Origin of the sequence: Psychrobacter sp. Choline-02u-9 (assembly GCF_002836505.1) — a bacterium.
GTDB lineage: Bacteria > Pseudomonadota > Gammaproteobacteria > Pseudomonadales > Moraxellaceae > Psychrobacter.
Map to the genome: position 1 here is coordinate 113,098 of NZ_PJBF01000041.1, position 14,091 is coordinate 127,188.

Below are 14,091 nucleotides of genomic sequence, written 5' to 3' on the forward strand. Positions count from 1 at the left end.
GTACAGCTGTTTATCATAAGGCGTTTTTATTCACTTAATGTATCTCTTTAGCAAACTATGTGACGCTTGTATGAGGTCGGTAGTAGATTCATGACCATGACGCATCGCTCTAATAGACTGGCTAGTAAGAAATATTAGCATTGCATAACAGTACGTTTGATAATATATTGTTATCAATAATTAAGTATGCCATAACCTATAGGTCGGATTTTAACATGTTATAGTGGCGCTTAACGCTGCTAAAAACGACTGGCTTGTATACTGACTTGTTTACAGATTGTTGTAGACATTATCTGTTTTTGGACTTGTTTATAAGGGAAGTGTATAGTTAGGCTAGTTTTGAGGCGATTTACTAAATTTAAATAATTACGATGTCAATGTCTCTATATAATAGATTCATTGCATTTTTTATTATTATACGAATCATTAATTATAAGGATTATATTATGTCAGACCGTTATGGTGATTTTGTTCAATCTTCTATTGGCAAAAAAGTAGCAAAAAACTTAGGTTTGCCGATGCCAACGACGCTTGATCGTTTCGAAAGCGGCGAGCGTTTGGTGCGTGGTAGTGTATTGGTTGGCCGTGCTACTGGTGATGACAAGAGTGTCAGTGAGTCTGTGACCCGTATCCTGTCAGACGTTCATGCCGAAGTATATGTAAACAGCAGCGATGACATCAAAGACGCACTTGCTGATGCAGGCGTAGAGGCAAAAGCCAACACGGGCAGCGATGATCAATTCAAAGTACTGCTTTTTGATGCCAGTAATATCAGCAATGCTGAACAGCTAAAAGAGCTTTATGAGTTTTTCCATACAGTTGCACGCCGCGTAGAAAAATCAGGCCGTGTGGTTGTGGTTGGTCGTACGCCAGAGAACATCACTGATATTGAAACAGCAATGGCTCAACGCTCGCTTGAAGGTTTTGTGAAGTCAGTGGGCAAAGAGTTCAAGCGCGGTATTACAGCGCAGCTGATTTATGTTGAAGAAGGCGCAGAGCAAAACCTAGATTCAACCTTACGCTTTTTTACTTCAGCTCGTTCAGCTTATGTATCAGGACAAGTAGTACGTGTCAGTAAAGGCAGCTCAGTCGATGTTGACTGGAACCAGCCTTTGGGCGGCAAGACGATGCTAGTGACTGGCGCAAGTCGCGGTATTGGTGAAGCTATCGCTCGTGTGTTGGCTCGTGAAGGGGCTCATGTTATCTGTCTAGATGTACCACAGCAGCAAGCTGACTTACAAAAAGTTGCTAGCGAAATCAGTGGTTCTGCTTTGACGGTAGATATCACTAGTGAAGATGCTGGTGCAGAAATCGCTGACGCTGCTCAAAAACGTGGTGGTCTAGATTCAATCATCCATAATGCTGGCGTGACTCGTGATAAGACGTTGGCTAAGATGGATGAGAAAAAATGGAACATGGTCATTGATATCAACTTAGGCAGTATCGCTAGATTGAACCGCTACTTGTTGGACAATGACGTACTGAAAGAAAACGCACGTATCGTATGTGTGTCTTCAATTTCAGGTATCGCGGGCAACATGGGTCAGACCAACTATGCCACTTCTAAAGCTGGGGTAATTGGTTTGGTTAACGCAACTGCCAAGCAATTAGAAGACAATGCTAAAGGCATGACGATCAATGCAGTCGCTCCTGGTTTCATCGAAACCCAAATGACAGAAGCCATTCCATTTGCTATTCGTGAAGCTGGTCGCCGCATGAACTCAATGAGCCAAGGCGGCCTGCCAGTAGATGTGGCTGAGACTATCGCATGGTTCGCTTCACCTGCGTCTGGCGGTCTAAATGGCAATACGGTTCGCGTCTGTGGTCAAAGCTTACTTGGTGCGTAATGTTGATTAATTGACAGGTATATGTGAGAAATAAGGTACAGATAAAGACAGTAGTTGTATCATATAAGCTATTATTCTCGTTTGTATCACATATGCTTACGAAATAATCTCTGATAAAGTGTAATAAAGCTGCCCAAGGGTGGCTTTTTTATGATAAAAACACAAGAACCAATAGCCAAACTATTTTTTGCTATTAAAAATACTCATGAGGTTGATTAAATTTAATGCTTATTAGATGATTTAATAGTAGGCTTTAGTCAATGATTGCAGATTGTCTTTATATACGTTAAAGAACTTGTTCAAGCCACACTTAGGATGTACTTATGTCAGACAAACATTATGATGCGTTGCCAAAAGCGCACACCACTTATGCCAACATTGTTAAAAGCTTATTGCCTATCGGTAATGGTGGCAAGGTCAGTAGAGACCAGTTGCCACAATCTACTTACTATGTAGATGACTTGCATATCGATCAAGAAAACCTAGATGACTATCGCAAAATTTGCGGTTTTGCTGATGATGGTAAAGTGCCAGCGACTTACTTCTCGGTATTGTCACAGACGCTGCAGATGAACATGATGGTCAAAGAGCCATTCCCATTTGCCATGTTAGGTCTTGTTCACGTTGATAATAGCGTCACCCAGTATCGCCCGATTGGAGAGCGTGAAACGGTAGCAATGTCGGTCACTTTTGATAACCTACGCGATCATGCCCAAGGTCAGCAGTTTGACTTTGTCACTATCGTAAAATCAGAAGATGAAGTTATCTGGGAAGGTACGTCGACTTATTTATCACGTAGCAAGAAACCTAGCAGTAAAGATAAGAAGAGCGCGCCGCGTCCGGTCATGGTCAAGCCTGAAGTAAACGAAGAAGGTGTTCATAGCATTTTTGAAGTACCAGAAGATATCGGTCGTCGTTATGCTTTTGTCTCAGGTGACTTTAACTTGATTCATTTGCATCCACTATCAGCACGCGCGTTTGGTTTTCCTAAAGCGATTGCACATGGTATGTGGTCAAAGGCTAAGTGTCTTGCTCTAATGGGTGACTTGCCTGATGCTTACACAACTGACGTTTCATTTAAGCTGCCTATCTTTCTGCCAGCTGAAGTAGAGCTGATTGCTGAGCCAGTAGCCCAGCTCAAAAACGTAGATGATACTTGTGAGTTTGGATTGTATAGCTCTAAAAACAATAAACCGCATTTGGCGGGTGTTGTAACCCTAAAGAGCGACAGCAAGTAGAGTAAGTATCATAAAGCTTCTATTTTAACAGCCATATTTAACGTACATATTTATTATTATGACTTCACAAAACCTGCCTTCAGAAGAAAACGCGATAGACGTAGATCAAACAGATAGCTCGATAGCGACTAATACGGTTGCCGCTAATGATAGCGGCGCTAACATTCATGTTAGTGCCGATAATGGCGTTGATTTGGCCGATATCTTTGAGCCTTATTTTCGTCCAGATGCAAACACTATCGTGTGCGGTGCATTAGATGACGAAAAAGTTGCGGCTTTAGCGAAAGCGGGCGTCGAGCTGGTCATCAACTTGCAGCCTGATGACGAGTTAAGCTTTGATGAGGCATCAGCAGTTGAGCAAGCAGGTATGCACTACGAACAGCTGCCTATCAACGGTGCTAAAGAGCTAAAGCAGCTTAAGATATTGGCATTTGATAATGTATTGCGCCAGCACCATGGCAAAAAAATCGCTATGCACTGTGGGTCGGGTAATAGAGTAGGAGCTGCAATAGCGCTGCGGGCAGGATGGTTGCGTGGACGTAAGATGGATACGGCTATGGAACGTGGTCGCAGTCATGGTTTGACCAAGCTTGAACAAGAAGTTCATAACCGTTTGCTAGTGCCGCGTTAACTAGATTTGTGGCATTGAATATTAGTGCTGTCTTAGACGTGAGTAAACTCTAAAAGTATCATCGAAATAAATAATAAAAAAGGCGACCAATAGGTGGCCTTTTTTATTGGCTCACAATTCATTTATACTGGTTCAAATATTTTATATAGTCAAAGAACTACTTGTGCAATCTGTAATCGGCTACCTTGTATTCGTTTTAGCCCTCTTTGACTATAGCTTACATATAGCTATCATTTTAAAAATAGAATAATTCATATCACTGGAGTAAGGTAATAATAATGGATCATAATACAGAAAATTCTAATACACCCATAAACGCTGACTTTCAAAAAAAATTACAGCAATTACTGACAGACTTACAGCTTGATGATGCACCTGCTGGCGGGGCTGTGGCCGTGTATCAGGCAGGTCATTGTATAGCACAAGCTAGTACAGGTATGGCGCGTCCTGATATGCCGTGGCAGCCCGATACGTTAGCGATTAATTTTTCTACCGGTAAAGGGGTATTGGCAACGTTGGTTCATGTGCTGGTTTCACAGCAGCTGCTTGAATATGACAAACCTATTGCCCATTATTGGCCAGAGTTTGCTGCAAACGGCAAAGACCAAATTACGTTGCGACAAGTCATGTCACATCAAGCCGATTTGTTTTCGATTCAAAGTATCGATGTCGATAGTGAGACAGTACTCAATTGGGATACGATGCTGCGCCACATTGCAGCGATGCCCATTACCTCACCCGAAGATGCGACCAAATATGACAGCGCTTATAGTGCATTGGTCTATGGCTGGGTATTGGGCGGCTTAGTAGAGGCGGTTACTCATTTGTCGCTAGCCGAAGCACTGCGCCAGTATCTAACGGAGCCTCTGGGTATTGCCGACAGCTGCTATTTTGGTGTGCCAGATAGTAAAGTAGATCAGGTGGCAAAATTGGCCAAAGATTTTGAAGAATCAGAGGATACGAGTGCTCAATTAAAATCGAGACGTCAAAAACCAACCTTAAAAGTAGACTCTCAAGAAACTTTACGTACTTATGCAAGCTTACCTAGTTATCATTACTGGCAACAGAAAATGCTAAATGACAAACGTGCAGCTGAGACGCAAAGTAGCCTATATGACAGCCTAGATAGCTCTGATATTGATAACGTACAACATGTATTAAATACTGCACGTATTAATAGCTTATATTTCAATACCACTCAGCTTAATCTAAAAAACTATAAGGCAGCGCTGATACCTGCTGGCAAACATGCCCTTGATTATCATAACCGTCAAACATTACAGGCGGTCATTCCAGCGGCAAATGGTGTCGCTTCCGCTAAAGCACTGGCAACGATTTACGCAATGCTCGCTAATGGCGGTATATGGCAAGGAAAGACGCTGATTGATAGTGCTACTTTTGAGCAGTTATCTACTCCGCAGGTTGAGGGTTTAGATGCGGTTATGCCAGCAGCTATGAAATGGCGATTGGGCTACCATAGATTATTTAGTTTGTATGCTAACAACGATGATACGGATAAGAGAATGAGTCCTGCATTATCAGGATTTGGGCATATGGGGTATAACGGATCGGTTGCTTGGTGCGAACCTGAGCGCCAACTGTCATTTGCTTTTATTCATAATTTTGATACCACTATGCTCAATGACGTTCGTCAGTTTGCACTGACAGAAGCCGTCTTGAGCTGGGTAGAAGAGATGTTTTAATAATGCTATTTTTAATCGCGAATTGATTCCGTTTCAAATATAAGCAGCATTAATTTTAATGCTGCTTGTTTGGTTTCATTTTAAGCAGTCTTGATGCGCTGAGACCATGGATAAAAATAGAAGTCAAAATAACAATCGAACAGACAATCCACAATTTAAGCGCATCTTCATCCGCGAAGAATCCTTGATTGAGCGCATAGGACAGATAATATAGAGTACCAATACCGCGAATACCCAAAGCCGATATCGCGTATTTCTCGGTATGGGGTAGGTTCAATCCTGATAAGGCAATAAATCCACCGATTGGACGTATGAGTAGTAAGAAGGTAAAGCTGACGATATAGACGCGCCATGTCAACTCGACGCCTGCCTGTAACCCTTGACCGAGGAACATGCCGAAGATAACCAGCACTAATGACATTAGTAAGCCTTCTGATTGCTCAGCGAAATCATGCAGTTTTTGGTGATAAGTATGCTCACACTCCGAGCGACGAAACGCAAATGCGGCCACGAATACAGCGATAAAGCCATAACTATGTACATACTCGGCAAGACCATAGGCTAGTAGTGTCAACGCAATAACCACATAGCCTTGCGAGATGGTAGTCTCGCGAGTATGTTTAGAAAACACGATTTTGGCCAATAATTTACCAACCAATACACCTACCACTACACCTGCGCCAATCTTCCACAAGACGTCATGAGTAAACCACGACCATAGCATCTCGTAAGTAAAGGCTTTGCCTTCACTGAACGCTTCTGCAATCTTAATCGCTAGATACACAAACGGAAAAGCCAGACCATCGTTCAACCCGGCCTCTGACGTTAAGGTAAAGCGCGGTGTGTCTTCTCTTCCTGTATTGGGAGGACCCACCTGAATGCTCGAAGCTAACACGGGATCAGTAGGTGCTAACACTGCACCTAATAAAATAGCTGCACCAAGGCTTAAACCAAACGCGTAATACCCCAAGACTGCCATCGCAAAAATACCAATAGGCATGGTAATAAGTAGCAGTCTTACAGTTGGTCGCCACAATCGCCAAGACAACTCTGTATCGATTTTAATGCCAGCACCAACCAATGAGACCAATACAACAATCTCAGTCAGTTTTTCGATGAGTAACCCGTTATCAAGTGGGTCTAAAAAGGACAAAGACGTCCACCAGTAGCCCATCATCAGACCGAAGCTGACTTGGAGCATCGGTAATGAGATAGAGGTGCGCTTAAAAATAACAGGAAACAATGCCCCGAGTAAAAAGGCAATCCCGCAGATTAATAAGAATAAGTTATATTTTTCAATCATGAGGTTTACGCACGTCGTTATGTTTTAAGGGTCGATTTTAAGAGGGTAATTTTAGATATTGATGACAATTCACAGCAATGGTTGATAGTCAGTCATTGATACTCTTTATCATGACGTCAAAATAAAATAATTACCGCAAAAAATAGTTATCAAAACGACAGCTACGTTGTTTTTTGGTGAAAAAAAAGCCTGCATTGCGCAGGCTTAATATATTTTTATCAGTATGTTTGTATCATGAATAGCTTATAGACTAGCGTTCGACTTGACTCACATCACGTACGGCACCAGTATCAGCACTGGTAGTCATAGCCGCATAAGCACGTAATGCTGGCGAGACATGACGGTCACGGTTGACAGGTTTCCATGCATCACGACCACGCGCTTCCATAGCTTCTCGGCGAGCGGCTAAGTCTGCATCGCTCACTTGCATGTTGATGGTACGATTGGGGATATCGATATGAATGCTATCGCCTTCTTCGACCAAACCAATCGCCCCACCTTCAGCAGCTTCTGGGCTAGCATGACCAATTGATAGGCCTGATGTACCACCAGAGAAGCGACCATCAGTCAGTAGGGCGCATTCTTTACCCAATCCTTTTGACTTCAGATAAGTCGTTGGGTATAGCATCTCTTGCATACCAGGGCCGCCTTTAGGGCCTTCGTAGCGAATGATGACGACATCGCCTGCAACGATTTGATCAGCCAATACCGCAGCAACCGCATCATCTTGTGATTCAAATAGACGCGCGCGACCAGTAAAGGTCAAGATGCTTTCGTCGACGCCTGCGGTTTTGACCACACAGCCGCGCTCAGCGATATTGCCATATAGTACGGCTAAGCCGCCATCTGTAGAGTAGGCATGTTTGGCACTACGGATACAGCCTGACTCACGGTTGACGTCGAGGTTTGACCACTCTTTTGATTGTGAAAACGCCTCTGTAGTACGTACGCCACCAGGTGCTGCAAGGAAGCGTGCGCGAGCTTCATGATTATCAGGGTTCATGATGTCCCATTTGTCGATTGCTTCTTTCATCGTTGCGCTATGAATAGTCGGCACGTCAGTCTTTAATAACTCAGCGCGATCAAGCTCAGCGAGTAATGCAAAGACACCGCCAGCACGATGCACATCTTCCATATGGTATTTCTGTGAGGCAGGGGCTACTTTTGCCAGACAAGGTACACCGCGACTTAAACGGTCAATATCAGCCATCTTAAAATCGATCTCTGCTTCATTGGCCGCAGCAAGTAGATGCAAGATAGTATTGGTTGAACCACCCATAGCGATGTCTAAGCTCATGGCATTTTCAAAAGCAGCCTTGGTAGCGATAGAGCGTGGCAGCACAGAGTCATCATCTTGCTCATAACGACGCTTAGCAAGCGACACAATGGTACGACCCGCTTCTAAAAATAGCTCGCGACGCAATGAATGAGTAGCTAGTAGTGAGCCATTACCTGGTAAGGCTAAGCCTAAAGCTTCGGTCAAGCAGTTCATCGAGTTGGCTGTAAACATACCAGAGCATGAGCCACAAGTAGGGCAGGCTGAGGCTTCGATAGCAGCGACGTCTTCATCACTGATGCTATCATCAGCAGCGTCCATCATCGCATCGACAAGGTCAAGTTTGCGAACAGCACTGCTGTCACTACTATCGGTATTGTGGCTCTTACCAACGGTACTGGCTAAGATTTTACCCGCTTCCATTGGGCCACCTGAGATAAAAACCACTGGTATGTTAAGGCGCATGGCGGCCATCAACATACCCGGAGTGATTTTGTCACAGTTAGAAATACAAACTAGCGCATCTGCACAATGGGCATTGACCATATATTCGACAGAATCAGCGATCAAATCACGGCTTGGTAGCGAGTACAACATACCGCTATGGCCCATCGCAATACCATCATCGACCGCAATGGTATTGAACTCTTTTGCAACGCCGCCTGCTTGCTCAATCTCACGGGCGACCAGTTGTCCAAGGTCTTTTAGATGCACATGGCCGGGTACAAACTGGGTAAAAGAGTTAGCAATCGCAATGATTGGCTTGCCAAAGTCGCCGTCAGTCATGCCGGTTGCACGCCATAATGCGCGCGCGCCTGCCATATTACGACCGCCGGTAGAGGTTTTTGAGCGATAATCCATGTGATATTCCTTACAAATAGGCGGGGTTGTTAAAATGTGCACCCTTAGTTTTAATAGGGATAGTGTGCTTTTTATAGAGAGTGAGTACTAGTGAATAATACTAATTCGTTACCATACCATTAGATATGAATAACTAAAAACAATATGCTAATAACAGTGAATTAATAATAACGAATTAATAATCACAAGCGATGAGCAAAAAAACAGTTATTCAAAATATTTATTCGATACGTTCTAATATGGCTTTGTCAAACCAAGGAAGATCGGCTTTGTCTGCTTCTAATTTCACAATAGCTGCAAGCGCATGAGCAGCCAGTAGCTGTTGATAATCACTACTAGCTTCAATCGTCAACAGTGACTCGGCAGGTAGTGCTTGAGTGTTAGGGTTTTGCTCGTCAACGCTAATTAATGTCTGCTTATTGTTTTTATAAAGGACGTCTACACGACCAAAAAACTGCCAGTCTTTAAAAGCGGCAATAATAGCGTCGGCAGCATCCTTGGTATATACCTGCTGCGTCTCTTTACCCGTATTGGTCCAGTGTAGCCGTACAGCCAACTGCAATGCCTCACTAAATACGACCAACGAGCCAATAATTTTTACATGCCAAGGACTGGTCAGCAGCTCCTCGTCAATGCCAATTAATTTGGCAGCTTGATGAGCCGACATGGGTGTATTGAATTGAAGCAGTAGCTCAGGAGTAAGCGGGTGCGTCTGTTTGATCGCATCATCTAAACTGTCATAGTGATACAAAAAAGGCAGTGGCAAATCTTGCGTGACAGTCTTCTTTATAATTTTACAATTGTGCATCTGCCAGCTGATGGCTTTATCAGTTAGTGCTTCCGCTAATATGATAGCGCTTGGATCGATGGTTTGAGTACTATTGTCAGGCTCAGTACTAAGTTGCTCTAAGCCAGTACTATCAGGCACAGAGACATTTGATCCAGACATTTGGGCATTGTCATTGAGTGTTGAAGACGGGTCGCCGTTATCTAGGCTATCTGATCTATTGGTTGGCAAAGTAGGCAAATCCATAAACATAGCGTTGTTAAAATAGAGGGCTAATATAACATTTAAAAGGTATGACTCGCCAATAAATTAGTGGGATGAGATGGTAGTTTATACGTATAAAATAATATCTTTAGTTGAATGACTTATTATAAATTAATCGTATTTTGTCTATTAAAATAATCTAAAATATAGTCGATAATTTAGATGGAAATGTAAGCAAAGGAATTAATGAAAAAGTTCTCCGATAACGAATCTATCCAAGAATGGATAACATCAAATCGTCTCTATGAAGAGTATCTGTTCTTTTATTTACTCATATGCCTATTTTGGTTTTTCGTTGGTTTGTTTTCTATTGGTATACGTATACCAGTATTCAACGATATGCAGAATTTAGCATTTAATACGGTATGGTTTTTAATCCTATGTGTCGCATTAAGCATCCCCAAATTTTGGTATTTTTTGATAAAAGGGCGTCATGGTCAACTGTTTCAAGCCACTGCCAAAGTGTATGAAACGCTAGACAGCATAGAAGATATTGAACAAAGAGAGCAGGTGCATAAGCAGATTACTAGCAATGGCAAGTTGCCACCTAACCGATTAGAAACGCTATCACTGGCATTTTTATTTGCATTCGTACTCTTCGATATATTGTATACCCGCTGCTGGATAAGAGATCTGAGCCTAGTATGGCAGCCTGACTGGGTCAATATGTGCATTGGCTGGGTACATAATAATCTATCGATGCCTCCAATTAGTGAAGACAGACAGATTTTTAATTTATGGTTCAATGGCGGTCATAGTGACACGGTATTACAGGAGCTTTTTGGTGATGAGTGGGCGTTTTTGGCTTCTCCATTTGGTGATGCGGCAATGTTTTACCACTTTATTCGAGTGGTCATGTTTGTTCCTATCTTAGCGGCATTGTCGATTGTATTGTGGAAGCCATTAAGATGGCTGGGTATGCAGCAAATCGATCCTAGAAATATTCATAGTGCTATGTCTTTTTTACGTAGTTGTGCATGGTCGCTTATTTTTGGATTTTTTATGGCGATTGGTACATTGGGTTTTGTAACTAAAACTACTTGGTTTACGTTAGGTTTGATAGATCAAGAAGCATGGTTTGGTAATTTATATATCAACGGTTTATATATATTTATCGCTTTTAGTATCCGATTTTTTTATGGCTGGTTTGTTTTTTGGAAAAATAATTTTTTTAAGTGTGTAAAAAAGTTCAGTTATTAGAGGTTCGTTCGCTTTGAACTCACATTGCTGACTTGTACTAAAGTTATATTTCGTCCACTATATGACAGATGCTTTTATCTATTTTGGATAGCTATTGAGCTATTGAGCTATTAATTAACTAATAATAAAACTCTTAAAGGAAAAAATAATGACTGAAGTAAATCAAAAGACTGCTTATGACGACAATAATATTTTTGCCAAAATGTTAGATGGTGATATTCCATATCACAAAGTATATGAAGATGATAAAACGCTGGCCTTTATGGATATCATGCCACAAGCAGAAGGCCATGTATTGGTCATACCAAAACAGAAAGCCGTTGATTTGGCGGATCTTGAGCCTGAATATGCTGCTGCGGTGCTAATGACGTCTAAGAAAGTCATGCAAGCTCAGCGCCAAGTATTTGAGCGTGAAGGCGTTATCCAAATGCAGTTGAATGGCTCACAAGCAGGTCAAACGGTCTTTCATTATCATGTGCATCTCATTCCATCAAGTATCCATGAATTGGGTCGTCATGCAGTGACCCAAGCAGATAATAGTGATTTGGCAGCTATTGCGCAGAAGTTGGCGGCAGTGATTGATGCATAGTTAGAAAACAGAGTGCTTCTGTTTAGGTACAATAAATATTGGTATTTACGAATTAGCGAGTATTCAAAGATTATAAATCACTAAAAAATATATATACAATCAAAAGGCAGCTAGCAAGCTGCCTTTTTTATTTTCTTGGTAATAGTCATGTAACATTCGTTAAAGTCATGTTACGAGTTGAACGCTTGTCTAGGGTTTTGGAAAAGAGTGTGATAATTATTATAACCATTCACACACATTTTCTAATCTTTGCCTTAATTAAAACTTTTCTATAAAAAGGCATCGTCAACTTTTGAGGATATTATTTTTCATGAGTAAATTACCTCGTTCGACTATTTTATTACCAGTCTTTGTACCTGCAGCAATTATTATGCTGCTATTGGTCATTGGTACGGCTATTAATCCTGAAGCAGCGGGTGCTCTGTTTAGTGATGTGCTTAGTTTTACGACTGAGACATTCGGCTGGTTTTATATGCTGGCAGTGGCACTGTTTTTGATGTTTATTATTGTACTGGCGTTTTCGTCTTATGGCAGTATCAAGCTGGGCCCTGATCATGCTGAGGCAGAGTACGGATTCCTTGAATGGTTTGCCATGCTGTTTTCGGCAGGTTACGGGATTGCGCTACTGTTTTATGGGGTAGCGGAACCAGTGATGCACTTTTCTAGTCCGCCAATGTCGGATCCGCAGACTATCGCCGCGGCAAAAGAGGCGATGCAAATTGCGTATTTTCATTGGGGTTTTCATATTTGGGCAATTTATGGTGTCGTTGGTTTATCACTAGCGTATTTTGCGTTTCGTCATGGTCTACCACTATCGATACGCTCGACGTTGTACCCGATTATTGGTGACAGGATTCATGGCCCTATCGGTCATACGGTTGATGTGTTTGCGATATTAGGTACGATGTTTGGTATTGCGACCAGTCTTGGCTTGTCGGTGTCGCAAATCAATGCGGGACTAAATTATTTACTGCCAGATATCATTCCAGTGAATACGACCGTACAGGTGATTGCCATTGCCTTAGTGACCGCCGCGGCATTGGTATCGGTGTTGGCAGGTATGGATAAGGGTGTAAAACGCTTATCTATTTTAAATATGTTATTGGCAACTGCGTTGATGCTGTTCGTATTTGTTGTCGGTCCGACCATTTTTATCTTGAATGCCTTTATGGAAAATACGGGTAGTTATTTAGGTAACATCGTTGAACGTACCTTTAGCTTGCAGGCATACGAGAATAGCAATTGGATCGGCAGCTGGACTTTATTTATTTTTGCATGGACGATTGCATGGGCACCTTTTGTAGGTCTGTTTATCGCCAAGATTAGCCGTGGTCGTACTATTCGTGAGTTCGTTTTGGGTGTGATGCTAGTACCGACTTTCTTTACGTTCTTCTGGTTTTCGGTGTTTGGTGATACCGCGCTACACATGATTATGGTCGATGGTTATACCTCATTAATCAGTGAAGTACAAAACAACCAAGCGATTGCTTTATTTAAACTGTTAGAGAATCTACCGTTTACTGAATTTGTGTCGTCGTTGACCATTTTATTGATTATTACCTTTTTTGTGACGTCATCGGATTCTGGCTCATTGGTAATCGACTCGCTAGCGGCAGGTGGTCGCAGTGATACACCATGGTGGCAGCGTAGCTTTTGGGTAGTGACTGAAGGTGCTGTCGCAGCAGTATTGCTACTTGCAGGTGGTTTAGAAGCCCTACAAACAGCAGCTATCGTTAGTGCGTTACCATTTGCGGTTATTATTCTTATTTCAATGTTTGGTATGTGGCGTGCGCTGCGTATCGAAGGACATCGTAATCAAAGCCTTGGTAATGACAACAGACTGCCGCCGCATTTACTCAAACCGTCTGCATGGCGCGAGCGTATTGATTATATGACCGACAAGCCAACGCGTGAAAAGGTTCTTAGCTATATCAAAGAAGTGGTTATGCCTTCGATGATGGAGGTGTCGTCTAAATTTGCAGAAACTGGCTGGACGACTGAGGTCAACTATGACGCGGTGAATAACCGTGCGGTGCTTGAGTTGCAACGTGGTGACGATGTCGAGTTTTGGTATGAGGTGCGCTTATCTGAGCATGATGCGCCTGACTATTATACTGAAGACAGCGCAGATACCTTGCCACAAGAGCACTATCATCGCGCTGAAGTGTATCTACGCCGTGGTGGTCAGACCTATGACTTATACGGCTACAAATCTGAATCAGTGATTAATGACATCATCGATCAGTTTGAGAAGTATTTGCATTTCCTTAATGTATCGCCTGATAGTCTACCGTGGCGCATGCAAGAGCATGATGATGACATCACGCTAGAGCAGGGCAGTGTGCTTGATAAATAATGCATGGGATGTATTAAAAACGAGTAATGCTTATGC

10 protein-coding genes are annotated in these 14,091 nt (G+C 42.4%); 7 read left to right on the plus strand and 3 right to left on the minus strand.

The features are described from left to right. Positions 1–446 precede the first annotated feature (446 nt). The 4 genes from CXF69_RS03080 (at position 447) to CXF69_RS03095 (ending at position 5,419) form a co-directional block, all read left to right on the plus strand. Positions 447–1,847 (plus strand): 3-oxoacyl-ACP reductase, encoded by a 1,401-nt coding sequence (locus tag CXF69_RS03080; RefSeq protein ID WP_102077977.1) that lies wholly within the window; start codon positions 447–449, stop codon positions 1,845–1,847. 323 nt (positions 1,848–2,170) lie between these two features. Next, positions 2,171–3,085 carry a MaoC family dehydratase gene (locus tag CXF69_RS03085; RefSeq protein ID WP_102077976.1) on the plus strand — a complete coding sequence of 305 codons (915 nt, stop codon included), beginning with the start codon at positions 2,171–2,173 and terminating at the stop codon, positions 3,083–3,085. Between the two features lie 58 nt (positions 3,086–3,143). Next, on the plus strand, positions 3,144–3,716 hold the full coding sequence (locus tag CXF69_RS03090; protein ID WP_102077975.1) for a protein tyrosine phosphatase family protein: 573 nt from the start codon (positions 3,144–3,146) through the stop codon (positions 3,714–3,716). 278 nt (positions 3,717–3,994) lie between these two features. After that, positions 3,995–5,419, plus strand: a complete 1,425-nt coding sequence (locus CXF69_RS03095) for a serine hydrolase domain-containing protein (RefSeq protein ID WP_102077974.1) — start codon at positions 3,995–3,997, stop codon at positions 5,417–5,419. A gap of 55 nt (positions 5,420–5,474) precedes the next feature. Here CXF69_RS03095 and CXF69_RS03100 read toward each other — a convergent pair whose 3' ends face one another. The 3 genes from CXF69_RS03100 to CXF69_RS03110 form a co-directional block, all read right to left on the minus strand. After that, positions 5,475–6,722: a cation:proton antiporter gene (locus CXF69_RS03100; RefSeq protein WP_102077973.1), complete on the minus strand. Its 1,248-nt coding sequence runs from the start codon at positions 6,720–6,722 to the stop codon at positions 5,475–5,477. Between the two features lie 250 nt (positions 6,723–6,972). Continuing rightward, a complete protein-coding gene (gene ilvD / locus CXF69_RS03105) occupies positions 6,973–8,859 on the minus strand; it encodes a dihydroxy-acid dehydratase (RefSeq protein ID WP_057759459.1) in 1,887 nt (628 codons plus the stop codon). 220 nt (positions 8,860–9,079) lie between these two features. Continuing rightward, positions 9,080–9,892 carry a hypothetical protein gene (locus CXF69_RS03110; RefSeq protein WP_102077972.1) on the minus strand — a complete coding sequence of 271 codons (813 nt, stop codon included), beginning with the start codon at positions 9,890–9,892 and terminating at the stop codon, positions 9,080–9,082. Positions 9,893–10,096: 204 nt separating this feature from the next. On the opposite strand from CXF69_RS03110, the gene CXF69_RS03115 reads away from it, so the two are divergent. The 3 genes from CXF69_RS03115 to CXF69_RS03125 all read left to right on the plus strand — a co-directional run bounded on the left by CXF69_RS03115 (position 10,097) and on the right by CXF69_RS03125 (position 14,055). Beyond that, positions 10,097–11,110: a hypothetical protein gene (locus tag CXF69_RS03115; RefSeq protein WP_102077971.1), complete on the plus strand. Its 1,014-nt coding sequence runs from the start codon at positions 10,097–10,099 to the stop codon at positions 11,108–11,110. Between the two features lie 148 nt (positions 11,111–11,258). Next, complete coding sequence (locus tag CXF69_RS03120) at positions 11,259–11,699, plus strand: HIT family protein (protein ID WP_102077970.1); 441 nt, start codon at positions 11,259–11,261, stop codon at positions 11,697–11,699. 310 nt (positions 11,700–12,009) lie between these two features. After that, on the plus strand, positions 12,010–14,055 hold the full coding sequence (locus CXF69_RS03125; RefSeq protein WP_102077969.1) for a BCCT family transporter: 2,046 nt from the start codon (positions 12,010–12,012) through the stop codon (positions 14,053–14,055). The last annotated feature ends 36 nt before the right edge of the window (positions 14,056–14,091 follow it).

Coding starts and splice junctions, on each gene's coding strand:
- CXF69_RS03080 (WP_102077977.1), top strand. CDS start 447: ATGTCAGACCGTTATGGTGATTTTGTTCAATCTTCTATTGGCAAAAAA.
- CXF69_RS03085 (WP_102077976.1), top strand. CDS start 2,171: ATGTCAGACAAACATTATGATGCGTTGCCAAAAGCGCACACCACTTAT.
- CXF69_RS03090 (WP_102077975.1), top strand. CDS start 3,144: ATGACTTCACAAAACCTGCCTTCAGAAGAAAACGCGATAGACGTAGAT.
- CXF69_RS03095 (WP_102077974.1), top strand. CDS start 3,995: ATGGATCATAATACAGAAAATTCTAATACACCCATAAACGCTGACTTT.
- CXF69_RS03100 (WP_102077973.1), bottom strand. CDS start 6,722: ATGATTGAAAAATATAACTTATTCTTATTAATCTGCGGGATTGCCTTT.
- ilvD (WP_057759459.1), bottom strand. CDS start 8,859: ATGGATTATCGCTCAAAAACCTCTACCGGCGGTCGTAATATGGCAGGC.
- CXF69_RS03110 (WP_102077972.1), bottom strand. CDS start 9,892: ATGGATTTGCCTACTTTGCCAACCAATAGATCAGATAGCCTAGATAAC.
- CXF69_RS03115 (WP_102077971.1), top strand. CDS start 10,097: ATGAAAAAGTTCTCCGATAACGAATCTATCCAAGAATGGATAACATCA.
- CXF69_RS03120 (WP_102077970.1), top strand. CDS start 11,259: ATGACTGAAGTAAATCAAAAGACTGCTTATGACGACAATAATATTTTT.
- CXF69_RS03125 (WP_102077969.1), top strand. CDS start 12,010: ATGAGTAAATTACCTCGTTCGACTATTTTATTACCAGTCTTTGTACCT.